The organism is Methylobacterium sp. Leaf89 (assembly GCF_001422215.1).
Taxonomy (GTDB): domain Bacteria; phylum Pseudomonadota; class Alphaproteobacteria; order Rhizobiales; family Beijerinckiaceae; genus Methylobacterium.
Genome location: NZ_LMML01000030.1, coordinates 301,634 through 327,546, shown reverse-complemented (window position 1 = coordinate 327,546; position 25,913 = coordinate 301,634). Strand labels below are relative to the sequence as shown.

Sequence of the window (25,913 nt, the reverse complement as noted above, 5' to 3'; positions counted from 1 at the left end):
GCCCTGCGCGCTGGTCGCGCTGCTTGTCCTGACGGGCGGCGGGGCCTTGGCGCAGGCGAGCCTGTCCACGGGCCCGGATTGCGGCGGCGATGCTTATTCGTCGGCCCAGGTGATCGAGAACCGCCCGCCCCGGCGCGGCCCCCTCACGGCGGTGCCCGACACCCTCTGCGCCGATGTCGCACCGCAGGGGGGCCAGCCCCCCGTCGAGATCGGAATCTACCCGAGTCTCGGTACACCCGGCATGCCGCCACGGGATGGCAGGCGGGGCGATGGCGACCCATATGAGGCGCTGCCGCCACGGCAGCGCCGACCCTGACGGCGCCGCGGCGGTCTCCCCCGTTCCTGAGCCTGCCGGCCTCGCCGAAGGGACCGCCCCCACCTCATGATCCGCCCCTCCCTCTCCCCGCAGGCCCGCGCACGCGGCGTCACGGCGGTGCTCGGGCCGACCAATACCGGCAAGACTCATCTGGCCATCGAGCGCATGCTCGCCCATCCGACCGGCATGATCGGCCTGCCCCTCAGGCTGCTCGCGCGGGAGGTCTACCTGCGGGTCGTCGCCAAGGTGGGGGTCGACAAGGTCGCCCTCGTCACCGGCGAGGAGAAGATCAAGCCGGACCGACCGCGCTACTGGATCTCCACCATCGAGGCGATGCCGCGCGACCTCGACGTCGCCTTCGTGGCGATCGACGAGATCCAACTCGCCGCCGACATGGACCGGGGCCATGTCTTCACCGACCGCCTGCTGCACCAGCGCGGGCGGGAGGAGACCCTGCTCATCGGATCGTCGACGATGCTGCCGCTGGTGCAGTCGTTGATCCCCGGCGTCCACACGACGACGCGACCGCGCCTGTCGCAGCTCACCTTCGCGGGCGAGAAGAAGCTCGGCCGACTGCCCCGCCGCTCGGCCATCGTCGCCTTCTCGGCCGAGGAGGTCTACGCCATCGCGGAGCTGATCCGGCGCCAGCGCGGCGGCGCGGCGGTGGTGCTCGGCGCGCTCTCGCCGCGGACCCGCAACGCGCAGGTGGAGCTCTATCAGTCCGGCGACGTCGACTACCTCATCGCCACCGACGCGGTCGGCATGGGCCTCAACCTCGACGTGGACCACGTCGCGTTCGCTGCGAACTGGAAATACGACGGCACCCGCTTCCGCAAGCTGACCCCGCCCGAGATGGGACAGATCGCCGGCCGCGCCGGGCGCCACCTCTCGGACGGCACCTTCGGCTCGACCGGCCGGTGTGCGCCCTTCGAGCCCGAGATGATCGAGGCGCTGGAGACCCACGACTTCGAGCCCCTGCGCGTCCTGCAATGGCGCAATCCCGACCTCGACTTCTCCTCCCTGAAGGCGCTGCAGGAAAGCCTGGACGAGCACCCGCGCGAGAAAGGTCTCACCCGCGCGCCCATGGGCGAGGACCAGTCGGCCCTCGAGATCCTGATGCGCGAGGACGACATCCGCGACCTCGCCAACAGCCCCGCCAACGTGCGCCGGCTCTGGGACGTCTGCGGCGTCCCGGACTACCGGAAGGTGCATCCGCAGACCCATGCCGACCTCGTCGCCCAGCTGTTCCGCTTCCTCATGCGCGGCATGGCGGGGCGCATCCCCGACGACTGGTTTGCCAAGCACGTCGCCATGATCGACCGCACCGACGGCGACATCGACGCGCTGTCCCAGCGCATCGCGCAGGGGCGGACATGGACCTTCGTGGCGAACCGTCCGGATTGGCTCGTTGATCCAGTGCATTGGCAGGGCGAGACGCGTCGGGTAGAGGACAGGCTGTCTGACGCCCTGCACGAGCGCCTTGCGAGCCGTTTCGTCGATCGACGCACCAGCGTCCTGATGCGGCGCCTGAGAGAGAATACGATGTTGGAAGCTGAGATCACCGCCGGCGGGGACGTCACCGTCGAGGGCCAGCATGTCGGCCATCTGCATGGCTTCCAGTTCGTTCCGGATCCCGGTGCGGAAGGACATGAGGCCAAGACTCTGCGCAGCGCGGCCGAGAAGGCGCTCGGCGGCGAGATCGAGGCCCGCGCCGAGCGGTTCTCGTCGGCCGCGGACGCCTCCCTCGTGCTGAGCCACGACGGCGTCATTCGCTGGACCGGCGATCCGGTGGCCAAGCTGACGCCGGGCGACAAGCTGTTCGAGCCGCATGTCCGCCTGCTCGCCGACGAGCAGCTGACCGGCCCGGCCCGCGACAAAGTCGAAGCCCGGCTCGTCGCCTGGCTCAAGGCCACCGTGGTGCGCCTCCTCGGCCCGCTGATGGAGATCGAGACCGCAGCGGACCTCACCGGTCTCGCCAAGGGCATCGGCTTCCAGGTGGTGGAGTCCCTGGGCGTGCTGGAGCGTGCCAAGGTGATGCAGGAAATGCGCACCCTCGACCAGGACGGACGCGGAGCCTTGCGCCGCCACGGCGTCCGCTTCGGCGCCTACCACATCTTCCTGCCGGCCCTGCTCAAGCCGGCGCCCCGGACCCTGGCGGCCCAGCTCTGGGCCCTGAAGAACGGCGGCCTCGACCAGCGCGGCCTCGACGAGATCGCCCATCTGGCGAGCTCCGGCCGGACTTCGATCAAGGTCGATCCCGAGATCGCCAAGGGCCTGTACCGCGCAGCCGGCTTCCGGGTCTGCGGCGAGCGCGCTGTGCGCGTGGACATCCTCGAGCGCCTCGCCGACCTGATCCGGCCGGCCATCGCCTACCGCCCCGGCACAACGCCGGGCGACGCCCCGATGGGCGCAGCCGACGGCGACGCCTTCGTGGCGACGGTGGGCATGACCTCCCTGGTCGGCTGCTCCGGCGAGGATTTCGCCTCGATCCTCAAATCCCTCGGCTACGCACCCGAGACCCGTCCAGGCCCGGCGATCACCGTGCCGCTGCTCCCGGCGGCGGCGACCCAGCCCATCGTTCCTTCCGCCGCGACCGCCAGCACCGACCCTATCGGCCCCGAGACGGCAGCCGACGAGAATGCTCCGGCCGAGGCCGCGGGCGAGATGGCGCCCGAGAGTGGGACCGACACGCCTCCGGCCGGCGAGAGCGCGGCATCGGCCGAGATTGCCGAGCCCGAGATCGCCCCCGGCTCGACCGAGGATTCCGTTTCCGCCGACGCTCCCGAAGAGGCCGCCGGGGCCAGCCCGGCCCAGGAGATCCCGGCCCAGGAGATCCCGTCTCAGGACAGCCCGCCGCGGGACGATGCGGCCGACGCGTCCGCCGAATCTGCCGAAGACGCTGCGCCACAACCCGTCGCCGACGCCGCGGCTGTCGCCGAGGCGACGGAACATCCGCTGGAGAACGCCGACTTCGCCCAGCCTGAGGACGCCTCCGCGGAGGCTCGGGCCGAGACGGCTGACGGCGAGACGCCGTCCGACGTTTCCGCGGCCGAGATCGCGACCGTCGAAGTCTGGCGGCTTCAGCGTCACCAGCGCCATGCCAACCCGCGTCAGAATCGTCCGCGTGGCCAGAGCCGCGACGGCGGCGCCCCGAACCGCGCCGCGGGCGAAGCGCGCCCCGACCATCGCCGTCCGGGCGGTGGAAGTGGCGAGGGCCGCGACCGTCCGCGCAGTGGCGCGCCTGGGGATCGGCCTGAGGGGGGACGCCGCGGCGGCCCCGGCGAGGGGCGTCCGGATGGGGGGCGGCCGCAGCGCCGCGAGCGCTTCGAGCCGGGCCGCACGCGACCCGAGCGTCGTGACGAACCACGGGCGGCGCCCCGCGACGAGCCGCGTCCGCAGCGGCGCGAGCGGGCTCCGGATCCGGATTCGCCGTTCGCCAAGCTCGCCGCCCTGAAGGCGCAGCTTGAGGCTGGGACCGACCGCAAGCGTTGAGGTGGAATGAAGCCGGGACGTCAGCGGCTCGACAAATGGCTGTGGTTCGCGCGCTTCGCGCGAACCCGATCGCTCGCGGCACGCCTCGTCACCGATGGCTATGTCCGGGTGAATGGAAAGCGGGTCGATGCGTCCGCCAGCGCCGTCGCCCTCGGCGATGTGGTGACGGTCGCCGCGGCGCACGCCACGGTGATCGCCCGGATCCTGGATCTCGGCGAGCGGCGCGGCCCGGCGCCGAAGGCCCAGCAGCTCTATAGGATCGTGGGGAGCGACCTCGAATAGGCCGCCCGCCCGTGTCGCCCGCGCGACACCGGAGACACGGTGGTGCAGGAGGCCCGCCGACGCGCTTGTCAGCCCCTCGGACAGGGTCTAGAGCCAGCGCGACTCCATCTTGCCCATGCGACCCCGCATCACCGCCACCCCGCATTAAGGCATCCGTGCAACGATCTGCGCGAGCGACCATGCATCGGCATCGGGACGCTCCCGGCGATGCCCGGATCAAGGACTGAAGGCCCCATGACCTACGTCGTCACCGACAACTGCATCAAGTGCAAGTACATGGACTGCGTCGAGGTCTGTCCGGTGGACTGCTTCTACGAAGGCGAGAACATGCTCGTCATCCACCCCGACGAGTGCATCGATTGCGGCGTCTGCGAACCGGAATGCCCCGCTGAGGCGATCAAGCCCGACACCGAGCCGAAGCTCGAGACCTGGCTGAAGGTGAACGCGGACTACGCGCGGACCTGGCCGAACATCACACAGAAGAAGGACGCTCCGGCGGACGCCAAGACCTGGGACGGCGTTGCCGGCAAGTTCGAGGCGCATTTCTCGGCCAATCCCGGCACCGGCGACTGATCGCCGCGCGGGGGTTCGGTGCGGTCCGTCATGGACGACGCGCACCTGACGGAGCGTTCACGAAGAGGCTGTGGAGGGCTGGCCCGCGGTCGCCCATCCCATGGCCTGGCGCCGGCAATCCTTTGATTCGTCGGCTGGTTTGTGTTATGACAAATGCCTGCCGTCGTTCGTGCCCGACGTGCTGCCTCCAGCCATCACTTGATGGGTCTCACACTCAGCTGTGGACTGGGGTCGCATGCGATCGATCGCTGAAGGCTCAGGTGCTTTCGGCGAACGCTCTCTCGTTGCGCGATCATCGGCGTGCCCGGGAACCGGCGGCTGTGCGTCACTGATGCAGATCCTTCGGACAAGGGGCTGAAGCCGGGTGACCCACCCCGGATTACAGGGTTCGGCGCGGCGTTCAAGGCCGCGCAATGTTCTGGAGGCGCTTCTCGCATGACCACAGCCAAGAAGACGACGGCAGGCCGCCAAGGCTTCAAGACCGGCGAAGCGGTCGTGTACCCAGCCCATGGTGTCGGTCGCATCACCGCCATCGAGGAGCAAGAGATCGCCGGCTATAAACTTGAGCTGTTCGTTGTGTCCTTCGAGAAGGACAAGATGGTCCTGCGCGTCCCCACCGCCAAGGCCAACAGCGTCGGCATGCGCAAGCTCGCCGAGCCGGATCTCGTGAAGAAAGCCCTGGATCTCCTCACCGGCCGCGCCCGGGTCAAGCGGACCATGTGGTCGCGTCGCGCCCAGGAATACGAGGCCAAGATCAACTCTGGCGACCTCCTCTCGGTCACCGAAGTGGTGCGCGACCTCTATCGCTCCGAGGCTCAGCCCGAGCAGTCCTACAGCGAGCGTCAGCTCTATGAGTCGGCCCTCGACCGGGTCGTGCGCGAGATCTCGTCGGTGAACCGCATCACCGAGACCGAGGCCCTGAAGCTCATCGAGCAGAGCCTTGCCAAGTCCCCGCGCCGCGCCAAGGGCGAGGCCGAGGCGGAAGGCGAAGCCGAGGGCGACGACCTGCAGGAAGAGGCGGCCTGACCACCAGACCCATCATCCCGGACGCGGTCCGGGACACCCCGTTTCCCGAAGCCCGGCGCGCACGCGCCGGGCTTTTTTCATGGTCGAGACGGCGACGCGTCGCACGCTCACGAGACCGTGTGAAGCAAGCCGCCTGCGGAACCATCCCGGCGACCTCGGGTTGTCGCGTTGCCAGGCACAGGTCCTCTGCCCGATTACCATCGGCGACGTCGACTTGTGGTCAGAAGCACACGTTTCATCGAGGCGGAGGCGGGAATGGCGGACATCGCAGGGATACGGCGGCAGTTCATACGCACGGCGATGGAGGCGCCCTTCCTTGCGCGGGATGAGGAACGGGGTCTCGCCGTCCGTTGGAAGGACGAGCGCGACGAGCGAGCCCTGCATGGGCTGATCTCGGCGCACATGCGTCTCGTCATCGCGATCGCCGGGCGCTTTCGGCACTACGGCCTTCCCATGGCCGACCTCGTCCAAGAGGGCCATGTGGGCCTGATGGAGGCGGCGGCTCGCTTCGAGCCCGAGCGCGAAGTTCGCTTCTCCACCTACGCCACGTGGTGGATTCGGGCCTCGATCCAGGACTACATCCTCCGCAACTGGTCCATCGTTCGTGGTGGCACGAGTTCCGCCCAGAAGGCGCTGTTCTTCAATCTGCGTCGCCTGCGCGCCCGCCTGATGCAGTCGACCGAAGAGCATGTCGGCGACGAGATCCACCGACGCATCGCGACGGCCATCGGCGTGTCCCGGGAGGACGTGGCCCTGATGGACGCCCGGCTCTCGGGCCCCGACATGTCCTTGAACGCGCCGGTTGGCGAGGAGAGCGAAGCCTCCTCCGAGCGCATGGACTTCCTCGTCGACGGAGCCGCGCTTCCGGATGAGACGGTCTCCGCGACGGTGGACGGCGAGCGCCGTCTGATCTGGCTGAACGAGGCCCTGACGGTTCTGTCCGAACGCGAGCTGCGCATCCTCAAGGAGCGCCGTCTCGCAGAGGACCAAGCGACCCTCGAGGCCCTTGGTCATCGGCTCGGCATCTCGAAGGAGCGGGTCCGTCAGATCGAGAATCGCGCTCTTGAGAAGTTGCGACGCGCCCTGGCCGAGCGCTTTCCCCAGACCGGTGGCAACGTCTACGCTTGAGACGTTGTCGGCGCTTCGCGAAGCCCCGCGAAACGTGGGCTTTCGCGGGATGCGCGGACCAGCTTAAAGCACTGTCCACGCTCACCATGCGGGCCTGACTGGGGCAATGACCGCAGTTGGATGGATCGGCTCATCGTGAACGATGCGGCGCACGGTGTCGTGGAGGCGGCGACGCCCGCCGCCCGGGATTGGAATGGTGCCGCGCCTTGCCCCGGTGCCGGTACGGCAGTCTGGCGGATCGACCTCACGCTTCGCATGGCCCTTCCTCCCGAACAATCCGCTTGGCTCTCGCAGGAGGAGCACGACCGCGCCGACCGTTTCCTGCGGGCCGAGGATCGTGCGCGCTTCGTCGAAAGCCACGCGGCGCTTCGCTTGATCCTCGCGGGATATGGGGATCGGCGGCCTCAGGACCTGATCTTCGCGCAGGAAGCCGGCGGACGGCCGGTCCTGGCGTCACATCCTCGGGCAGGCCTTCACTTCAACCTGTCGCATTCGGGATCTCTTGCACTGGTGGGCATCTCCACGGCTGCCCCGATCGGTGTCGACGTGGAGGCGATCAGGCCGGTTGGCGACCCTCTCACGATCGCGCGCGCCCATTTCCATCGGAACGAGATCGCGGCCCTGACACAGGTGCCGCAGTCCCGCCAGGGGCCGACGTTCTTTCGGCTCTGGACGCGGAAGGAGGCCGTGGTGAAGGCACTGGGCACCGGCCTGATGGGCGCGCTCGACGGCTTCGACGTCAGCGCCGGTGATCCTTCCGGCCCTGCCATCGCCTGGGAGGATATGGACCCCGTGGGCTCCGGATGGTCGCTCTCCGACCTTGACCTTGGACCGGAGGCGGCCGGTGCCGTCGCTATCCCGCTGCCCGACCAGTCCTGCCACCGATACCACCTCCCGAAGGACTGGGCCGCGCGGGCTTGAGAACGGCCTCGTCCGACAATTTCCCGCAAGGAAGCGCTTGCGGCCCGGAGGAGGGCTCGCTATACGTCCGCTCGCCGGCCCACCAAGCCGGCGTTGTCGGAGTGTAGCGCAGTCTGGTAGCGCACCACGTTCGGGACGTGGGGGTCGCAGGTTCAAATCCTGCCACTCCGACCAGTTTTCCCTAGGGGAACGGTCTTCCCGGCTCAGAGAGCATCGGTCCGGCCACAGGTTCGGCCACAGGTTGGTGCAAGAACCGCTCATTCGGTCCTTTAAAACTCTGCCCGATCGACAGGCCGAACGTGCCCCTGAACCTCCACGCCAACTGCACCGCCCGCCTCGAAGAGGTGCTGACCGCCGGGATGCGGAAGCTCCGCGTCATCTACGGCACCATCCTGGCGTGGCAGACCCTCGACGCCCTCATCCCCCTGAATGACGTCGTCCCGAAACAGGACCGTCTCCCGGTTCCGCTGACGGCCATGATCGACGAGCGGCCAGTCTCGGACTTCGCCGCCGACCGGATCGGCCGGCTCCTGTCCAACCTCGGCACCTTCCAGGACATGGCGATCCCGCTGCCGGAGCAGCTCGTCAGCCTCGCGCCCTTCGCGGATCCGGCGCCGATCGCGCAGCGGATCGTCGGGGAGTTCGCGTCCCTTCCCTGGGACTATGTCTTCAGCCTTCGGCTCCCGCGCTCGATCGGGACGGTGCTGGCGACCCTGATGGACGCGACGGGGCCGATGGACATCGGCGGCGGCATCTCGCTGGTCCGGACGAGCGATGCGCTGCAGGCGCAGTTCCCCCTCCCCTACGCATCCTCCCTGCTCATGACCCTCGGCGCCAAGGGGGCCTGGGAGACGGACGCCGTCTACCTGCAGGTGCCGGGCTCCGGATACGCCGACCGGTACGGCACCACCGGCACGGTGCTTCGGGCGGTCGAGACCCTTCAGACATTCCTCGGCCTCGGCATCGCGCTGCACCTGTTCCGCTACAGCCCGTCCTCGAACTCGACCCCCTTCGGTCCGCCCCGCAGCTCGTACCATGTCCACCGGCAGGTCGACGGGGCGTGGGCCTACGACACCAGCGTCGACATGGAGGCGACGGTCGTCATGGGGTTGGAGGGGTTCGACTGCACCGGCCTCGCCGGCAACCAGAACTACGTGCGGTTCGCCGGGACGGTGCTTCGGACGATGGGGTCGTGCTTCTCCCATCCGCGGGAGGCTGGACGGATCCTGCGGGCGGGGCAGTGGCTGGCGGGCAGCTACGCGAGCCGGAACGAAACCCTGTCGTTCGTCCAGGCCATGGTCGCCATGGAAATCCTGCTCGGGGACAAGAAGACCTCGGACATGGTCGGGATCGGCGAGCTCCTGAGCAACCGCTGCGCCTACCTGATCGGCGAGAGCCAGGCCGACCGGGAGAAGGTCCTCGCCGACTTCCGAGGGCTCTATTCCGTTCGGTCGGAGATCGTGCACAGCGGCAAGACCCGGCTCTCCTATTCCGAGCGCGAGAAATTCCACAGGCTTCTGGGCATCTGCCAGCGCTCGATCGCCGCAGAGATCGACCTCCTGATGAAGAACCGAGCGGGCTAGGCGGCCCGCTTCCGCCCCCTCCCGCCAAGGGCAGCGCGCGCCCCTTCCATGTGGGCTGGCGAGTGGTGGCCATACCGACGTTCGATCATCTCGACCGTCATGCCGACGTACCCGGCAAGCTCCCAGATATCGACGCCGGCCTGCATGCCCCAGGTCACGGCCGTGTGCCGGAGCGAGTGCCGGACGACGTCGTCCCCGAAGCCGAGGTCGTAGCAAAGGTTGGCGAAGCTCCGCTTGGTCGACCCGACCGGCTTGCCCTGCCACTCGACGACGTAGGTCTGTCCGAGGACGTGGCGCCAGCGCCAGAGATGCGCGACGAGGCTGTCCGGCATCCGAACGGTGGGGGCCTTCTTATTCTCCTTCTCCTTGGTGCCGAGCGCCTTGCGGTGGAAGATCGCCACGCGCTTGACCACGGGGACCTGGACACGGCGCTCGTACTCGGCGCCGTCGACCACGACCCGCTCGACCCGGTCCTCGACGGACCGCTCGGTCTTGAGCTCCATCCACGGCTTGCCGACGACCTTCTCGAAGCTGGCGTTGCAGACGGGTCCCGACCGGGTGCCTGTGCGCAGCGCGACGAGGACGAAGCGCGCCAGGTGCTTGCACACGAGACGGCCGACGACACGCTCACCCTTCCGGGGGCCGGAGTGGACGGTCTGCACCTCCCTCTTGCGCCAGGCACCGAGGAGGATCCGGGCGGCCTCTGCGCTGGTCAGCCAGCGGTCCCGCTCCTCGCCCTTGGCCGGCAGGGTCACCCGGACGGTGTCGCGCGTCAGGCCGTCGCCGATCGCTGCGTTGATGGCGGCGCGCAGGTCCTCAAGCTCCCGCCGGGCCCCGCCCTCGGTGACGACCCGGGCCTTCGTCGGCTTGGAGTGGCCGCGCCGCATCGGCTTCCCGTCGCCCTTTCGCGGCTCGCCGTTGCGATCGAGACCAGCCCGTGCGTGCGCCTTCCACGGCGTGCCGACGCGCGAGGTCACGTATTCGGCGCAGGTCGCGCTATCGACCTCGTCGAGGGTCCGGGTCCCCCACCAGTCGAGGAGGGTGGCGATGCGCTGCGCCAGCTCGTGGTGCCGGGCGACGCCGCCCTTCACCTCGCCGGTCGCGGGATCGACCCGCCCCTTCTTCGCGTCCCGGTACCGGTCGAGGACCTCGGCCACGAGGACCTCGTTGGCCGGCCGGTTCTTCCGCGGGCCGCCGGCTTCCTCAGGCGCGATGACGTGGAGGGTCGCGGTATAGTCGTCTAGGGCCTGGAGCGCGCGGCGTTCCTCGTCCTTGCCAGCACCGCAGCCAGTGCTTCGGACCTGCTTGCCGCGGTGGACGATCCACCACCTGCCGTTACGGTCGACGCCGTCGGCATCGACGCGTCCGGGGCGCCACCAGAGGTAGGGGTTGCCGCGTCCGGTCTTGCCGAGGGACTTGGGCTTGGCTGCCCGGGGCTTGCGGGGCTTTGGTTCGGCCCCAGACCGAGGTGGCATCGTTCCCTCCATTCGCGCAGCTGCCGGCGCGTGACTTCGATCAGGCGGCCGCGTCGCCCCACGATCAGTTCCCTGCGGAGGATCGCTCCCCGCAGGTCGGCGGTCGAATAGAGCGGCAGGTGCCCGAGACCCCGAAGCTCGGGGGCCCACATCGCCGTCTCCAGGTTCAAGGGCACGTCGTCGCCGGCGTGCTCCGCGCGTCCGTACGCACCCTCGGACATCGAGTGCACGTCGGCGATCAAGGGGTAGGACAGGGGATCGGTCGAATCGCTCATCCGAAAAGACTCGCCGGAAAACGTGGCCGTGGGAAGCGGTGCGTGGGTTGTCGGTTAACGGCGCCCTGGGCTGACCGCCTGGGCTCCGGCGATCCGGCCAGGGATCGCCTAACCCTCGGACGAACCAGGGCTTGCCGGGGCGGCCGCGATCGGCGAGGCTATTCCGATGAAGACCGCCCTCCTCCGCATATCGAAACGCCTGTTGGCCTGAAGCCAGCCATCCCGTCCGGGCCTCCGGACGCCTGCGTTCCTATGCTGAGAGGGGATCCCCCCGTGACGACCTACTTCACCTCCGACACCCACTTCGGGCATGCTGGCATGCTCAGCGATCGCATGGGCAGGCCCCGTCCTTTCGGCTCCCGGGAGGAGCATGACGAGCACCTCGTGTCCGCCTGGAACAACCGCGTGCGCCCCGGCGACAGGGTCTTCCATGTCGGCGATTTTGCCTATGGCTGCTCGATGAAGCACGCCGAGGCGATCTTCTCACGCCTCGCAGGCCACAAGACGCTCCTCAGGGGCAATCACGAGGCCAGAGGCGAGCGGCTCGGCTGGGAGGGCGGGATCCACGATGTGGTGGCGATCTCGATCCAGGACAGCGGCATGGCGAATGCCGTCCCGGTGTGGCTCTCGCATTACGCGCACGTCACGTGGAGGGACATCCACAGGGGCCGCCTCCATTTCTACGGGCACTCCCACGGGGCCATCCCCCCGACGGCGCGGGCGTGCGATGTCGGCGTGGATTGCTGGCAATTCCGCCCAGTGACCGTGCCTGAGATCCAAGAGCTCCTCGCGGACGTGGCCGCCCGGCAAGCAGGGGACGCCCTTGCGGGCTCGATGGCGCAGGCAGCGTGAGGGTGGGGGTCTCCTCAGGGTTGAGGAGACCCCGCCGATCAAACCGCCTTCCGACGGGCCTTGGGCTCAGCGTTCGTGGGCGGCTCCCTCCCGACGCTGCGCCACCCGGCGTCTGTGACCCGAGCGTACGTGTTTCGCTTCGGGTTGCCCGGGGCGACGAGGCCGTCCTCTACGGCGTGGATCGCCTGCCATCCGCCGAGGGATGACTGCATGCTGCTGTCAGGGTTCAGGCATGCCCGCGTCTCAGGCTCGGCGACGCCGACGGCCAGAAGGAGCCGGCGGCCGTTTGCCGCGCTTAGGCTGCCAACGGCGACATGCATCCTGATCGCGTTGGCAACCATGCGGGGCTCTGTGTGCTCCATTGAGGAGGCGAGCCGCTCCCACCCATCGTCGTTGGCGAGGTCCACGGCGTGATGCCATTGCCCGAGCGTGCCGGGACCTGAGGCCCAGATCGCCCTCAGCCCGGTGACCTCCTCGACCCTGCGGACGAACGGGAGGTCGCCGCACGCGGGGGTGGAGAGGTGGAGCTCCCAGATCCTAGGGGCCGTCGGCGGCTGGAAGGGGCCGCCAACCCGGTGGAGCCTCACCGGAAAGCCGATGGAGCGGGGGGAGTAGGGAGCCCGATTGTCCGGATCCCGAAGCGCGCCGAGGCCGGCGATGTACTCGTTCGCGATCCCGGACGCTACGAGGCGGGCCATCGGATCCTCGGCGGGGGGCCGGGTCCGGTGCCGCGGCGACCGGTTCGGGCTGGACCTTGGCCTCGGCCTCCACCCTCTGGCGCTTGAGGGCCCGCCGCTTCAGCGTGTGCGCGGACGGGCCGGGGAGCGCCTCTCCGAAATGCGACCTCAGGAGCTCGCCTGGCGACATCCCAACCGGGGTCGGGGTCTCCGGCTCGGACGGGGCGTCCAACGCGTCGAGGATGTCCCGAAAGAGGTCGGGCAGCGGCTCTGTGCGGACCTTCACCCTGCCCAGCGTAGGGATGCGGCGCGGCGTTTCGAAGGGTGCCGCGAGGGCTTCGGCGATCCACTCCCGGTGGGCATCGGTGACGGTAGACATCGGGCTCACTCCTGGATGGGGCTGGCTTCGGGGGATCGGGGCGGCTCTGCCTGGAGCCACCCCAGCGCTTCGGCGTCCTCGGCGGGCAGCCGCCGCGCTCGCCGGCGGGGGGCGGGATAAGTCCCGACCATGATGTCTCCCAGTTGGCTCAGCGCCCAAGTCTCGTCGGAGCCGTGAACGGCGATGACCTGGGCGGGCGTCACGACGAGGCACCGGTCCATGAACTCAAGGGGCATGCGCTCAGGCGAGGCGGACACGAGGCGGTCGTGCATGAGGTGGTCTTTCAGCCGCAGCACGAGCGCGAACGGATCCTCCTCTCCAAGCCGACGCACGCGCCAGCCGGCCACGAGCGCAGCCCGGAGCGTGCCCCCTGCCGGTCGGAGGACAGCCTCACGGCCGCGCTTCGTGAGCGGGGCCAGCTGCCAGATCGGGCACGTGACCAACTTCAGGCTATCCACGAATTTCTCAGTCTCGACGCGGAGGCCAGGGTCGTACGTGCCCCCCCTCTCAGGGTGGAACGGCGGGAACCGGGGCATGATGGGGCGTTCAACCCACGGCATCGCGTTCCTCCTTCATAAGACGGGCAGACAAAGCGAGGGCTTGCTCGGATTGATGCGCGAGTAGTTCGGCGCGGTGGATCAGCATGTCGGCCAGGACCCCTGGCACCCAGCCGGGGATCGGCCTCTCGCCGCTCGCCCAGCGGAATGCGAGACGGGGGTCGAGGCTGTCCCTCGGGCCGGCCGGGTGATGCGGCCCGAGGAGCTTCGCGAGTGGCCTCTTCCACTCCGGCCCGAGGAGTAGGCGCGCGGCCTCCTCCAGAACGATCTTGTCCATGCTCACTAGGCGGCCGCTCCAAGGAGGGCGCGCAGGTCGCGCTGCAGATCGCGACGTCCGTGCTCCGATCCGGTGCGGTAGGCCCGAGCGATCGCCCGGTAGCCGCCGGCCGGAAGCCCGCGCGGCACCGTCATCAGGGCGTCGTCGTCGCCGTCCTCGGCGAGCCCGTACTGAAATTCGGAGTGCGGGCGCAGGTGCCAGCTCTCTCCGATGTTCCCGATGGCGGCAATGCTGACCAAGTCCGCGTGGTACTTGTGGGCGTCCTGCAGCCGCTCCCGGGCGTCAAACGCTACGCCGTACTCGACGTGCTCTCCGGCAAGCTGACGCTCGTGGAGCGCGAGCCAGGCAATCGTCTCCTTGTGAGCGGCCTGGGCGGCCCGCTCGATGTCTGAGGCGGCATTGTACCAGGCCTCCTCCGTGACCTCACGCGGCTCGGTGGCGCCCCACATCTCGCGGACGATGACGGCGACTTCCTCGTCCAGCATGCCCCGGTTGAGGGCGGGGATCGCAGTGGCGGTGGGGGTATGTATGTTCACGGCGGGATCCTTCGCGGAGAAGCGGCCTAGGCCTGCTCGGATTTCGGATGGGGATGGAGACCGGGAGTCGGACCCAGCCGAGGGCGGTCAACCGCAGGAAGCGAGGACTTCGATCGAGGCGCCGGCCCGGATCGCGGCGAGGATGCGCACCATCCCGGCGATCTCCCCGGCGCCCTTCAGGATCTCGACAGGCAGGTCGAGATGCCCCGTTAGGATCCACGCCTTGATCTGAGCCTTGTGCTCCGCCGTTGGGATCATCTCCACGATCTCGCCCGTGGCGGGGTTGCGAACGTGGAGCCTATACGTCCACCCCCGCGACTTGCGATGGTGCCTCTCCTCCCCCAGCAGGACCGCGTCGGTCCCGAAGAGCTCCTCCTCCCCGCGGTCGGGCGCGTACCGCCCCGGGAGGTCGCCTGCGCCGGTGATGTCCTCGGGGGCGGGCAGCGGCGTGCCCTCGCGTAGGACCTGCTCCCAACCGCGGCATCGGCTGTCCATCCGGCCGAAGCGGTACGTCGCGCAGGGCTCAACGGCGGGAGGCTCCGACGTAACGGCCGAGGAAACCGGCTGGGACGCGTCAGTTGAGGAGGACGGGGCCGCGCACGCCTGCTGCTGCTGGACCGGCTGCGGGACCATGGCCGGGGCGGCGGGGGTCTCCTCCGCCAGCGACCAGGCCTTCCGCATGGCGGCACCGATGAACTGGCGCACAGGCCTGCCGATGAGCGCGGCGATCCACTTGGCCTGGGACCAGGCAGCGCGCAGGATGGCGCCGCGGTTGTAAGATTTCGTCATGATCGAGGTTTCCCTTCGTGAATGAGCCGGCATGGCCAGCTCATGTCCATCAATATATGGACAAGGTTAGCGAAGTCAAGCTCGGGGTGGGGGGCGGCTGAAAATTCAGCCGGCCTGTCGGTGCGGGGTGTAGGTGTTGGTGTGTGGGATCGTGTCCCGCACGTGGGACAGCGCCCTGTCCCTCAGGGCGACCGCCTCGCGGTAGAGAGGGTGCCGCTCGGACCCAGGCCCGAGCCGGACGGCGAGGCTCGTGTACGCTCGTAGGGCGATCGAGCCGCGGTTCTGCCAGACGCGCAGAGCCTCTGCGTCCGTCGCAGGCTCCTAGCCGTCGAGGAGATGCGGCCCGTCGAGCACGGCGAGGAACCGCCGCGCGTCGATGATCTCCGGCGTCAGGACGTCGACCTCCACCTGCGGAAGTCCTGCGCCGAGGCGTTGATCAGGTGCCCCGGGGACAGCCGAGGCCTCGGGCCGCCCGGCCACACCGGATCCCCCCGCTGCGGGAAAGCTCGCGGAGGGGGCGACCCCCTCGGCGCCCTTGGAGGCCTCGGAGGGCAGCCGCTTCAGAAGGGCGACCGCAACGGGCCCGCCCTCCGCGACGCCGACATGGCCGATCGCGTAGGCGCGCACACGCTCGACTGGCATACTCGTGTGCTCGGCGTAGGCCTCTCCGGGGCGATGGGGCGCGCGGTACCGGGAGAGGCCGCAGGAGAGGGAAACGGCGTCGTCGTGGAGCGCGGAGACGACGATCGTGCCGGTTGCGCGCTCCCGAACGAAGAAGACAACGCCGTCGCGGCAGGCGATGCGGTGGGGGTCGATAGCCATGCTCTGTCTCCTCAGAAGGGGATGTCGTCGGCGGACCGCGGCGCCGGGGCGACGATGCTGCCAGTACCGAGCCGGACGTCCTCGTGCGTGATCCTCCGGACTGGATGGGCGGCCCAGTCCCGCATCGCGTCCTGTAGGCGGGACGTGACCTCGACGTGAGTGCCGGTCGCGTACCAGCCCCGCCGGTGGACCTCGATCTTCGACCCGGCCCGCTCCGCAAGGCGGCGGGCGGTCGAGCGGGACACGTCGAGGATCCGCTCGATCGTGAAGAGATCGCACCACCCAAGAGCCGGCGGCTCGATCTCGAAGGCCTCGCCCGGCAGGAGGGCGTTAACGGCCTGGACGATGCGACGCTTCCGACGCTCGTCCTGCTCCATGTCGAAGCGGATGCCGTTGTGAAGACCCAGGCTGCGTCGCCGTGCAGCCTGATCTAGCTCTCGCCCCTCGTGCTCTCGGATGGCGTCCGCGATGACGTGGGCGATCCGCTTCTCGTGGAGCCCCCGCACCGCCTCGCCGACGAGGAGTGCCTTGGCCGTCCACGCCTCCCCCGTGCCGCCGTCGGCGATGAAGGCTCGGCACCGCAACCCGATGTCGAGGGGGCCGGCGACGACGGCGGCCACGGCGCGCGGCAGGTGCCCGAGCCTCAGCCCGTTCCGCCACCAGACCTCGACGGCGTTCGCGTCGTGCTCGTTCTCCGGCGCCCGTTTGAGGGAGAGGCGGTCGCCGTCCTTCGGCATGACACGCTCTTCCAGAAACCCGTCCCACAGGCCGTACTTGTAGAACTGCAGGCCAGCGAGTTCAGTCAGGCACCAGGGCTCGCCCTCGGCGATGTCCTCGGCCACCTGACCGAGATCGGTGAACCGCACCCCGCGCAGGTCGAGACCGGCCGCGAGGCAAGTCTCGATCGCCGCGCGGTGGATCAGGTCGAGCTCGGCGTCCCCGGCCGCGCTGTCGTCGTCCCCTTCGTAGTCGTAGCCGATGTCGCTCATGCCGCCCTCCTGTGTTCAGGCTGCCAGAGCGAGACGGCCTTGCGGACGGGCACGGTGCAGAGCGCGTAGTGTCCCGGGCACCAGGGCGAGCCGTGCTGGGTCGCATGCCCGCAGCACGTAGCCGGCCCGGCGAGCGGGTCGTCGGCGATGAACCGGCACTGCGCCTCGCCGATCTGCGTCAGGGGGATCCGCAGGGACGTGGGGATCCCGGCGGGGATGGCTGGCCGCGGCGTCTGCTTGGGCGCCGAGGCGGGCTTGGGGACTGCCGTCGCGGCTTTGGCGGCTTTGCGCTCGCGGTCCCGGCGGCGCTGTTCATCAGTGCGGCCGACGCGCGCGGCCCGGGCGGCCCGGGCGGCGGCGAGGCATGCCGTGGAGCGCGGGCCGGAGAAGCTCCGTCCCGCACGGAAGGCGACACCGATGACGGCGCTCTTCGTCACGACGAGGTCGTGCTCGGCGGCCAACCGGTCGGCGATCTGAGACCCGCTGAGCTTCTGCGTGTCACATAGAGTGAGGACAAAATTCTTCGCCTCGGGCGTCCACTTGATCACGAGCGGGCCTCCTCGATGCGGCCGTAGCGCACGATGCGCTGCATCCCGAGGGCGGCGAGGACGGCCGGACCGGGGTCGCGGCGTCCGAGGCGAACGTCGCTGACATACGCCTCGGACACACCGGCCTTGGTCGCCCACGACCTGGCCGACCCGGCTCTCCTGATGGCGCGTTCCAGCGCCCGCAAAGGGGCCTGCGCCCCCGCGCTCCTTGCCATAACGGGTACTCCTGTGAGGAAGCAGACCGCCGATCAGCGTGCCTGCTAAGCGATGATCGGGGTATATCGCACGCCCGGTCAAGCCCTCTTTTCAGGTAATTGGACGGAAATCGCTTGCCACAACGGGGCGCTACTCTTGCCACAACAGCTTGCCACAACAGGCTGTTGTGACGGCTGTTGTGATAGGCGTCGGATTTGTTGGAGCGATGCCCGCTTTTTGATCACGTTGTTCTCTTGTGGGAGGCTTGGCCGGGAGTACATTCAGTCAGTCAGCGTATTTGCTGACGCGGCCACCCACCCCACCGGAACCTCTCCGCTATGGCCACGCCCCCTCTCACCTTCGGCGCCGTCTGGACCCCCGTCGGCGTCCACCGCCGCTACGGCCACGAGCTCTCCCTTTGGATCTGCCCGGACGCCCCGCAGGCCTGGCACGACGCCTACCGCCACGCGCGGGGCGTCATGACCGCGGCCGGGTATTCGTGGACCGACCGGGCCAACGCCACCGGCACGATGCAGCCCTGCTGGTGGGATACCGGCATCGCGTTCGACGAGCCCGCCCTCCGCGCCGAGGTCGATCGCGTGGTCGCCGAGGCGGCCGCTGTCCGTGAGAAGCGCGCCCGTGCGGAGGAGGAGCGCCACCAGCGTGACCTTGCCGACACCGCGCCGCTAGCCGTCCCGGTCCGCGCCGAGCTCATCAGACTTCTCGCAGAGCGTCCGTGGGCGTTGCAGCGGTCTCTAACGGAGGCGCGCGATCTCGCGGCCGAGGAGGCATGGACATCTTACGGCCTCCGGTCAGCCCAGCGCTTCCTGTCGAACGCGGAGGCCAACGCTGCCCGCGCGGAGGAGCACCTCGGAAGGACGCCCCCCGCGGTTTGGTTCGCCCGGGCCGCGGACCCGGCTGTCCAGGCAGCCGCCTTGGCCGCCTGCCGGTTCCTGAGCGAGCTCGATACCGATTGGGCAGCCGTTCAGAACGGAGCTGGCTGGAGCCAGGCCACGTGCTGGACCGGGCATCTCCTCAGCGAGCGCGAGAGCCTGGATCAGGGCGAGACCACGCACGCCTTGGCTCTCCTCCATGGGCATAGGAGGCAGCTCTCCGACGAGGCGAACCTGACGCTGTTCGGTGAGATCCCGACGCGTCGCCGGCGTCGCGAGACGGACGATCAGCCCGCCCTCGCCCTCTGACTTTCTACGTCCCGAGGCATCATCCCATCACCGGCGGGGACGCTCCCCGCCTTCAGGAGGTCCCCATGTTTGCCAGGTTCTTCGCCGCCTTGATCGCCGCCATCCTCGGGATCCTGCGCTTGCCCTTCGAACTCTTCGGCCTGCGCGGCCGCCCCACGGCGGAGAGCGTGGCCACCGCCGCCCTCGACGTCGTGCGCGCCAATCCCGTCGCACCGGCGGCGGAGATCCGCTCCGACACCCACCCGGTCGCTGAGCTCGTCCGCCAGCACGCCCGCGCGCGGCTCTACACGCACCAGCGCCACGACCTTCCAGTCCCCCTGCCGGCGCCCCTCGCGTCGTGGATCGCGGGCCTGTCGCCGACGCAGCTAGGGCACGTCATCGGGTGCCCGAGCGAGCGGCTCCAGCGCCACATCAACGCCGGCCTCGGCGGCTCGAACGCCGAGGGACCCTTCCACCTGCCGGCAATCTCCCCCGAGCCGGTTCGCCATGTCGCGAGCAAGGGCGCCACGGGCGGGACGAACGCCTCGCCCCGCTCGGTCGACTTGACGGAGGCGTTGGCCGAACTCGGGTTCGCGCCCCAATACACCTACGGCGCGCCCCGTCGCTGATCAGCCCGCCCTACCCGCCACCAAGCCCGCCGGTCCTCCGGCAGGTTTTTTCATCGGCGGAAGCCAATGGCCTTGAAGACCTTGGCAAGGTCGCGCTCGGCACTCTCCGCCCGGGCCCGCTCCGCCCCGAGGGCGCCCGCGCACGAGGCGAGCTCAGAGCGGAGACGGACGATCTCGGCGTGCGCAGCTGCAGCGGACTGACGCGTGCGAGCGAGCTCGGCGACGAGGCACTCCACGGACGACACGCCGGCCCGGCGCTGACTGTCGAGCTCGCTGAAGAAGGTGTCGACGGCCATGGTGGTGAGGGCGGCACCCTGGATGACGCGCGATCCGGCTTCGATCGAGAGGTGGGCGAAGTGGGACATCGGGCGTCTCCGGTGCGGGGCGATCTCACGTCCCTATGAGGCACCTGGGCGCGAATCGCTGTCCAGCGGATTTTCGGGTTTCCACAGGCCGTGGTTACCGCACAGTTACGAGAGGTCGTTCGGAGAGGTCGAGGTCTGTCCTCCCGTTACTCCTATCGGGAGAAACGGGGATTGCCGTCACACGATGACGCCGGCTTTCGGGGGAGAGAGCAGGCGCAGGCGCAGCGCGTCCGCGACTTCGTTCCGGTCGTAGACGACGCCTTCCTTGCCGGCCTCCTTGGCCCGCTGCGTCCGCTCCACGAGCTGATGGGCCGTGCGCCGGATGATGTCCGCGGGATCGAGCGTGCCCACCACGGCGCCGTCCACGACGAGGGCGTGGATGGCGTCGCGCAGGGCGTCGACCACGGCCCGGTCGAGGGTCGCCGGATCCGGGCGGCCGACGTCGCGCCAGCGCTGCCGCAAGTCGCGCATGCGGCCGGCCGTCTGGCGGCGTATCCTCCCGATGCGGCGTGCGCCTGTTTCGAGGTAGGAATGGACTGGGGCGTAGGATGTCTCGCGCATGAAGGGAGACTACACCCGGGGCTAGCAAGTTACGTCACATGTGACGGCTCCCTGAACGAGTATTCAGTTTGAAGGGCTACGTGCGCCCGACGTGCGCCTGAAATGGGCCGCCGTGCGCCCGACGGCGGGCCGTGTGTTGGCCGTCGCATTAAGTGGCGCGAGCCTAAACCCATGACGACGACGAGCCGAGTGAAGGTCGACACCACCGCGTTCAAGCGCGCTGGGGTCACGAAGGCCAAGGAGATGCGAGCGGCGCTCGACGACGCCGTGCTCTACCTCGCCGCGTCCGCCCGGAAGCGCCTGGTTGAGGCCGCCTCCACACCATGGCGAAGATGATCTTCGTCGGCACCTTCCGGAGCAGCTGTTCTGGATCGTTGGCCAAGGCGTCGGACCGGCCCGCGACGCCGCGCTGGTAGTCGTCCTCCCGGACGTAGAGGATCTGGCCCGCGACGGAGTTCTCCAGGTACGCCTCCCCGCCCGCGACCGGCTCCGGCGAAGGCGGGTAGCCCGCGAACTTGGCGATCGAGACGCGGCCCCAGTCCTGGTCCGTGTAGCCCACGGTGAGGGAGCCAGTGTCGCTGGCGAGCCCGGCCCCGTCGCAGGCCGCGATCCGGATCGTCGCCTTGGCAAAGCCCCCCCGGCCCCGCCTCGTCCCGGACCGTCAGGGACACGACCTTCCCCTCGGCCCGGCCGCCCGGCAGGTCGAGGTTGTCGGCCTCGATGCGGGCCTTCCACGCCGTCGAGAACCCGTCCGCCACGATGTCCTCGAAGGGCACCGAAAACTCGTACGGATTCCTCCTCTGCGCGAGGGCGAGCATCTTGGTCGCCTTGAGGACGACCGTGAACAGGGCGTTGATCCCGGACGGCAGGTGCCAGAACGTCCGGCCCCCGGCCCCCCCGGTGTAGCTCTGGTTCGCCAGCGCCAGCGCCAGCGCCAGGGTCCAGCGCCCGGCCTGGACGTCGCCGGCGAAGGACGCGCTCACGTGTTCCTTGGCGCAGAGCCAGCAGTTCCAGCCGACGCGCCGGACGTCGGCCGGGACGTAGTGGGTCCGGGGCAGCCAGGGCACGGTCGTCTGGTCGATCGACGGGTCCTCGGTCCGCATGTCCAAGGTCTTGATCGGCGCGTCCGGGTCCGAGCACGTGGCGTTGAGGACGAGGAAGCTGACGGTCTCCTCTCGCTTCTGCTGCGCCACGTAGGCCAGGACGAGCTCGACGTCGTAGTACGTCACGTCGAGGTTGACGGCATATGCATCGGCGGGATCGGGTTTCGGCTCCCCCTCCTTCCGGACGTAGACGTGCTTCCCCTTCGTCCCGTGCACGGAACCGACGCTCTTGGGCTGCGGGCCTTCAGCGAACCGCTTCGGGTCGACCTTCGTCACGACGGACTTCACGACCGTGTAGCCGGAGCCGCCGGCGATCGAGGCGCCTGCCTGCGGGAAGCCGCGCTCGAACTCGTCCGGCGTCAGCGTCGCGACGCGGCCGGACGCGATGACGACGCTGGGGTCGTAGCCGCCGAACAGGGACTTCGGGTCGGACGCGGGCCCCACGTTGAGCTCGGGGAACAGGGGCCGGATCGCAGCCGACAGGTCGAGCATGCCCTGGAGCAGCTGCATCCACGACGCCGTGCACGTGACCTGAACCCCGCGCAGGGCCTGCCCGGCTTCCGAGATGTTGATGCCTCCGCCGGCGTTCCACCCGATCCAATCGTCCGGCCGGAAGGTCCGCATGTGCAGACCTTCGCCGAGGAGCTTAGGCGTCGTGTAGGCCCCGGTCACGCGGTTGAAATGCCCGATGCGCCGGTGACCATCCAGGATCTCCATCGGATCATTATGGCGCCGGGGCGAGACGAAGACGGGGTGGAAACCGATCAGCCGCTTCAGGGCGGCGAGGCCCTGGTCGCGCAGGTCTTTCCAGTTCGAGAGCAGCCCGGCGTCGAAGGTGATCGTGGACTCGCCGTCGCGGGACCCCTGCACGCGGGGCCGGCGCTTCATGCGGGCCACGGGGTAGAGCGTGCCGTCCGGGTGCTCGAAGGAGAATAGCGCCCACTTCCGCCCGCGCAGGGTCGCGCTCGGGTCCGAGGGCCTCACGATGACGGGGATGTGCCTGTAGCCCACTGCGTCCGGTCCGATGTCGGGAAAGAAGACGCCCGGTCCGTGCGAGCCGGCCGGGCGTTCAGTCGTTCCATGCTTGGAGGGTAGGCTCGGGTGCGGCCGTGCGACGGACAACACACCGGCGGGCCCGGGAGGGTGGCGCCGCCATGGGGTCAGAGGACGCTGGCGGTGCCCCAGGGAGCGAAGGACACAAGGGCGAGGGCGATGAAGGAATGCACCCCATGACCCTCAACCACACATGCATCTTTTCAACGCTATTTCTGCAAACATTCAACGGGGTTTCAGCGTTGGAGGCAGTCCATGAAGCGCCTCTGCCTGGGGGAAACGACCCGAGGAGCCGCGAGAATGGGCGTGGACGCGTTTGCAATACTAATGAGCTGTAACCTGCCTTCCTCGCCTTGAGGAGCTGGAAGGGCCTTTGAGCCCGTTTGAGGCTTCTCCGCTCTATCTTCTCAGTATTGCATGCACGATCCTTTCCCTTTGGGCCGCCAAGCCCTTGTTCTTGCTGGGCCGAGTGCTATCGCCCCCCCCGACGCCCCGTTGAAAGTTTGCAGATCGGTCCCGGCTCATGGCCACCGCCTCCATCTCCGACCCCAACCCCGTCCCACCTCGGCGTCGGGCTGCCTTCGTCGCCCGGATCCGGGGTGACCTCGGCTCTGCCTTGCAGTCGCCCGAGACCTTCGTGGGCATCGCCCCTGCCGTGCCCCGTTCCACAGCATGGCTAAGTGACCGGACGCTCTCGTCCCTGTCGGCTCTGACCGCGCGGGACATCGCGCTGTTCGAGACCCTCGTGGCGCGCTACGTTACGAGCGAGGAGACGGTCGACACGATCCGCGCCGCCCGTCTCTGCCCGGTGAAGCATGCCCTGACCGTGCTCTCCGTCGGCGGGCGCACCGCCCAGCCCCGCGAGCTCGTCGATGCCCTGCACCGGCTCTTCGGCCGGGAGCGCACGCCCCTTAAGCGGAGCGCTGCCTTCACCTTCCACCTGCCTGCCTGGATGATCGACCTGCAAAAGCCTGGCACGCGCTATGGCTACCTTGACCTTGCCGTCCTTGCCCGGTTCCGGCGCCGGTCGTCGACCCTGCTATACCGAGACATCGTTGGGCACGTCGCATCCGAGGGCCTGCGCTACGAGCCGGGCGCGAAGCCCACCGTCCTCGCCTATTCCCCCGCCGGTCTCGCCCGTGTGCTCGGCATGGCGGAGCCCGTCCACGTCGGACAGCTCCGTTTGAACTATCTCGCCCCGGCCCTAGCCGAAATCGCGGAGCACGTCCGGTCCTTCGAAGTCGTGTCCGTCACCGAGAAGCATGAGCCTCGCCGCAAGGCCGGAGAGATCGTCATGGACGGGGGTAAGCCCACCGAGGCGCGCGCGATCTCGATGCTTCTCCTCACTGTCCGCCTGCGCCCACCGGAAAGGCTGGAGACGGCGGCCGTGCGGGCGATCGACAAGCCCGACTTCAAATGGCTCGCCGAGCGCGGCGACGGCGCCCCCTACGCGATCCGCCCCGAGACGCTCGTTCGCCTGGGCACGAGCTTGCCGTCTCAGATCGGGAACCGGAAGAAGTCGGGAGCAGCCCGCCCCTTGCTCGCATCCGAGATGCAGGGACGCTACGGGTTGTGGCTGTCTGCGATCCACGAGGCGCTCACGGGCGCGACCCTGACGCCGGCCTTCGAGACGCGGGCGACCCGCGGGCAGCGCCTCCTGGACCTCATCGCGACGGAGGGGGCCGACAAGGCGTTCTGGGCGTTCTCCCACGAGGAGGCGGATGCCCCTGACCTGGGACCGCGACTGCACGAACAATTCCGCCTCCTGCGCGAGGGCGAGGACGCCCGCAAGGCCCGGTTCGCCGCCGAGAAGGGCACGCGCGCAAAGGCGAGCCGGAAGGCCGTGCGGGAACCTCGGGAGGAAGGTACGATCGCTCCCGCCAGAAAAAGGACGCGCATGACCGAATCGCCGACGAAGGCCGCCGAGGTCGCCTCCATTCCTGTCATGGGCCCGCCGTCTGTGGTCGAGCCTCGGGCTGTCGATGGGGCCGGAATGCTTGCGACACCGGAAGCCAAGGAGGAGGCGGGTCGTCTCTACCGCGAGTGGCAGATCGGTTACGACCTTCCGTTCGCCCATGCGGGCGATACGGCCCGACGCATCAAGGCGGCCTTCCCGACGGAGTACCCGACCCTCGCGGCGGCCGATGCTGCCATGAAGGACGTTTACATCCTCAGCCTGGGGCCCCTGGTGAGGGGGTCACGCGAGAACATCCCCGGCTCGACGTGGAGAGAACAGGACGACAACTTCTCCCACTACGTCGCCATCCTGGCACGTGCTTGGCCCCTCTCCGTCATGAACGGCTCGTCGCAGGATCCTGCCGCGAAGATCGCGGGTAACCGATCCGTTTACGAGCGCGACCGTGCCCGTCACCAGGCGATCGTCGATGCTGCCCGGCTGGCTACGGAGCAGAAGCGGAAAGGCGCCGTGGGCATCGAGCGGGCGCCCGGAGGCTTCCGTGGCGACTATAAGCCGAAAAGGAGCCCAAGCTCCTCCGTTCCGCCGGGGTGAGCAAGTGGAGCCCGCGGGCGCACTGGCGCTTGTGGGAGGGCTACTACGACAACGCCATCCCGATTGAGCACGCTTACTAGCTGGCAGTCGCCGTCGGGCTGAAGCGCACCAAGGCCCGGCCGTTTGTCCTGTGACCCGCAGTCGTCTTCTACGTTCCGGGCGACCACGATTTCTGGTGGGATCGGGGCGAGGAGCGCTACACCCTCGGCGACCAGATGTCCCGGGGGCGGGACATTGCCGCGCGGCTCGGCATCCGCCTGCTGATGGACGACGCCGTCTTGATCGGCGACACGCGCTTCGTCGGCAGCATCCTCTGGACCGATTTTCGCTTCGGCTCGTTCAGCCTGAGCCACGCCAGGCGCACCGCGCAAGAACGCTTCGGGATGGCCGACTACCGGCGCATCCGCACCGGCCCGAGCTCGCGCCACCAGATCGAGCCGGGCGAAGTCCTCGGCCTGCACCAACGGACCCGGGCCTTCCTTGAGGCGACCCTCAGCGAGCCCCATCCGGGGCCGACCGTGGTCGTCACTCATCATGCGCCGCTCCCCAACAGTCTGCCCGACCCGCATACGGACCTGCCCTGGTGCTACGCGTCGGACCTGCGCGACCTCATTTACGCCGGGGGTCCCGACCTCTGGGTTCATGGGCACATCTGTGCAACGGCCGATCAAACGGTCGGACCGACCCGGATCGTCTGCAACCCGCGCGGCCACGCCGAGGAGACCTCCGGCTTCGACGGAAGCCTCATCATCTGATGCTGAAGCCCTTGGGCGAACACGTCCCGCACCGACCGCCGGTGGTCGGCGTGAAACGCGTCCAC

General features: G+C 69.1%; 26 protein-coding genes and 1 tRNA gene. 14 read left to right on the top strand and 13 right to left on the bottom strand.

The window, feature by feature from the left end:
• The first annotated feature begins 19 nt into the window (after window positions 1-19).
• From ASF18_RS24965 to ASF18_RS21630, 9 genes are all read left to right on the top strand, one after another.
• Window positions 20-316, top strand: a complete 297-nt coding sequence (locus ASF18_RS24965) for a hypothetical protein (RefSeq protein ID WP_082487874.1) — start codon at window positions 20-22, stop codon at window positions 314-316.
• Between the two features lie 66 nt (window positions 317-382).
• Complete coding sequence (locus tag ASF18_RS21665) at window positions 383-3,808, top strand: helicase-related protein (protein ID WP_056355213.1); 3,426 nt, start codon at window positions 383-385, stop codon at window positions 3,806-3,808.
• A 6-nt stretch (window positions 3,809-3,814) separates the two neighbouring features.
• Window positions 3,815-4,090: an RNA-binding S4 domain-containing protein gene (locus ASF18_RS21660; protein ID WP_056355211.1), complete on the top strand. Its 276-nt coding sequence runs from the start codon at window positions 3,815-3,817 to the stop codon at window positions 4,088-4,090.
• A 234-nt stretch (window positions 4,091-4,324) separates the two neighbouring features.
• On the top strand, window positions 4,325-4,663 hold the full coding sequence (gene fdxA, locus ASF18_RS21655) for a ferredoxin FdxA (protein WP_056212150.1): 339 nt from the start codon (window positions 4,325-4,327) through the stop codon (window positions 4,661-4,663).
• Window positions 4,664-5,098: 435 nt separating this feature from the next.
• Window positions 5,099-5,689 (top strand): CarD family transcriptional regulator, encoded by a 591-nt coding sequence (locus ASF18_RS21650; protein WP_056212152.1) that lies wholly within the window; start codon window positions 5,099-5,101, stop codon window positions 5,687-5,689.
• A 255-nt stretch (window positions 5,690-5,944) separates the two neighbouring features.
• Window positions 5,945-6,817: an RNA polymerase factor sigma-32 gene (locus tag ASF18_RS21645; RefSeq protein ID WP_055956812.1), complete on the top strand. Its 873-nt coding sequence runs from the start codon at window positions 5,945-5,947 to the stop codon at window positions 6,815-6,817.
• 159 nt (window positions 6,818-6,976) lie between these two features.
• Window positions 6,977-7,738: a 4'-phosphopantetheinyl transferase superfamily protein gene (locus ASF18_RS21640; protein ID WP_162239189.1), complete on the top strand. Its 762-nt coding sequence runs from the start codon at window positions 6,977-6,979 to the stop codon at window positions 7,736-7,738.
• Between the two features lie 97 nt (window positions 7,739-7,835).
• Window positions 7,836-7,912, top strand: a tRNA-Pro gene (locus ASF18_RS21635).
• A gap of 125 nt (window positions 7,913-8,037) precedes the next feature.
• Complete coding sequence (locus tag ASF18_RS21630; protein WP_056355206.1) at window positions 8,038-9,321, top strand: HEPN domain-containing protein; 1,284 nt, start codon at window positions 8,038-8,040, stop codon at window positions 9,319-9,321.
• Here ASF18_RS21630 and ASF18_RS21625 read toward each other — a convergent pair.
• Window positions 9,318-10,796 (bottom strand): hypothetical protein, encoded by a 1,479-nt coding sequence (locus tag ASF18_RS21625; RefSeq protein WP_156650077.1) that lies wholly within the window; start codon window positions 10,794-10,796, stop codon window positions 9,318-9,320. The two genes, ASF18_RS21630 and ASF18_RS21625, sit on opposite strands and share 4 nt — an antisense overlap.
• Before the next feature lie 548 nt (window positions 10,797-11,344).
• Between ASF18_RS21625 and ASF18_RS21620 the strand changes: the two genes are divergently transcribed.
• On the top strand, window positions 11,345-11,923 hold the full coding sequence (locus tag ASF18_RS21620) for a metallophosphoesterase (protein WP_200917671.1): 579 nt from the start codon (window positions 11,345-11,347) through the stop codon (window positions 11,921-11,923).
• Window positions 11,924-11,961: 38 nt separating this feature from the next.
• Here ASF18_RS21620 and ASF18_RS21615 read toward each other — a convergent pair whose 3' ends face one another.
• The 9 genes from ASF18_RS21615 to ASF18_RS25120 form a co-directional block, all read right to left on the bottom strand.
• Complete coding sequence (locus ASF18_RS21615) at window positions 11,962-12,621, bottom strand: hypothetical protein (protein ID WP_056355197.1); 660 nt, start codon at window positions 12,619-12,621, stop codon at window positions 11,962-11,964.
• A gap of 363 nt (window positions 12,622-12,984) precedes the next feature.
• Window positions 12,985-13,437, bottom strand: coding sequence for a hypothetical protein (locus ASF18_RS21610; RefSeq protein WP_156650075.1), 453 nt, complete (start codon window positions 13,435-13,437; stop codon window positions 12,985-12,987).
• An 88-nt stretch (window positions 13,438-13,525) separates the two neighbouring features.
• On the bottom strand, window positions 13,526-13,813 hold the full coding sequence (locus ASF18_RS21605) for a hypothetical protein (RefSeq protein WP_056355314.1): 288 nt from the start codon (window positions 13,811-13,813) through the stop codon (window positions 13,526-13,528).
• 5 nt (window positions 13,814-13,818) lie between these two features.
• Window positions 13,819-14,349 carry a hypothetical protein gene (locus ASF18_RS21600; protein ID WP_056355191.1) on the bottom strand — a complete coding sequence of 177 codons (531 nt, stop codon included), beginning with the start codon at window positions 14,347-14,349 and terminating at the stop codon, window positions 13,819-13,821.
• A gap of 87 nt (window positions 14,350-14,436) precedes the next feature.
• Window positions 14,437-15,138, bottom strand: a complete 702-nt coding sequence (locus ASF18_RS21595; RefSeq protein ID WP_056355187.1) for a hypothetical protein — start codon at window positions 15,136-15,138, stop codon at window positions 14,437-14,439.
• A 321-nt stretch (window positions 15,139-15,459) separates the two neighbouring features.
• Window positions 15,460-15,960, bottom strand: coding sequence for a hypothetical protein (locus tag ASF18_RS21590; RefSeq protein WP_056355179.1), 501 nt, complete (start codon window positions 15,958-15,960; stop codon window positions 15,460-15,462).
• A gap of 11 nt (window positions 15,961-15,971) precedes the next feature.
• Window positions 15,972-16,949: an HIRAN domain-containing protein gene (locus ASF18_RS21585; protein ID WP_056355177.1), complete on the bottom strand. Its 978-nt coding sequence runs from the start codon at window positions 16,947-16,949 to the stop codon at window positions 15,972-15,974.
• The gene (locus ASF18_RS21580; RefSeq protein WP_056355174.1) at window positions 16,946-17,497 is read right to left on the bottom strand and encodes a GcrA family cell cycle regulator; all 552 of its coding nucleotides are present in this window, start codon (window positions 17,495-17,497) and stop codon (window positions 16,946-16,948) included. The genes ASF18_RS21585 and ASF18_RS21580 overlap by 4 nt, the downstream gene beginning before the upstream one ends.
• Window positions 17,494-17,616: a hypothetical protein gene (locus ASF18_RS25120; protein WP_280138950.1), complete on the bottom strand. Its 123-nt coding sequence runs from the start codon at window positions 17,614-17,616 to the stop codon at window positions 17,494-17,496. The genes ASF18_RS21580 and ASF18_RS25120 overlap by 4 nt, the downstream gene beginning before the upstream one ends.
• Window positions 17,617-18,030: 414 nt before the next feature.
• Here ASF18_RS25120 and ASF18_RS21570 point away from each other — a divergent pair, with 414 nt between their 5' ends.
• Together ASF18_RS21570 and ASF18_RS21565 are read left to right on the top strand one after the other, a co-directional pair.
• Entirely contained in the window at window positions 18,031-18,894 is an 864-nt protein-coding gene (locus tag ASF18_RS21570; RefSeq protein WP_056355168.1) for a hypothetical protein, read from the top strand.
• Window positions 18,895-18,959: 65 nt separating this feature from the next.
• Window positions 18,960-19,502 carry a hypothetical protein gene (locus tag ASF18_RS21565; RefSeq protein WP_056355167.1) on the top strand — a complete coding sequence of 181 codons (543 nt, stop codon included), beginning with the start codon at window positions 18,960-18,962 and terminating at the stop codon, window positions 19,500-19,502.
• A gap of 50 nt (window positions 19,503-19,552) precedes the next feature.
• Here the strand turns inward: ASF18_RS21565 and ASF18_RS21560 are convergent, their stop codons facing one another.
• The 3 genes from ASF18_RS21560 to ASF18_RS21550 form a co-directional block, all read right to left on the bottom strand.
• Window positions 19,553-19,867 (bottom strand): hypothetical protein, encoded by a 315-nt coding sequence (locus ASF18_RS21560; protein ID WP_056355165.1) that lies wholly within the window; start codon window positions 19,865-19,867, stop codon window positions 19,553-19,555.
• 177 nt (window positions 19,868-20,044) lie between these two features.
• A complete protein-coding gene (locus ASF18_RS21555; protein WP_056355163.1) occupies window positions 20,045-20,338 on the bottom strand; it encodes a hypothetical protein in 294 nt (97 codons plus the stop codon).
• Between the two features lie 362 nt (window positions 20,339-20,700).
• Window positions 20,701-22,542, bottom strand: a complete 1,842-nt coding sequence (locus ASF18_RS21550) for a hypothetical protein (protein WP_056355161.1) — start codon at window positions 22,540-22,542, stop codon at window positions 20,701-20,703.
• Window positions 22,543-23,107: 565 nt separating this feature from the next.
• Between ASF18_RS21550 and ASF18_RS21545 the strand changes: the two genes are divergently transcribed.
• The gene (locus ASF18_RS21545; protein WP_056355158.1) at window positions 23,108-25,093 is read left to right on the top strand and encodes a hypothetical protein; all 1,986 of its coding nucleotides are present in this window, start codon (window positions 23,108-23,110) and stop codon (window positions 25,091-25,093) included.
• Window positions 25,094-25,308: 215 nt separating this feature from the next.
• Window positions 25,309-25,848, top strand: coding sequence for a hypothetical protein (locus ASF18_RS21540; RefSeq protein WP_348271409.1), 540 nt, complete (start codon window positions 25,309-25,311; stop codon window positions 25,846-25,848).
• Window positions 25,849-25,913: the final 65 nt, after the last annotated feature.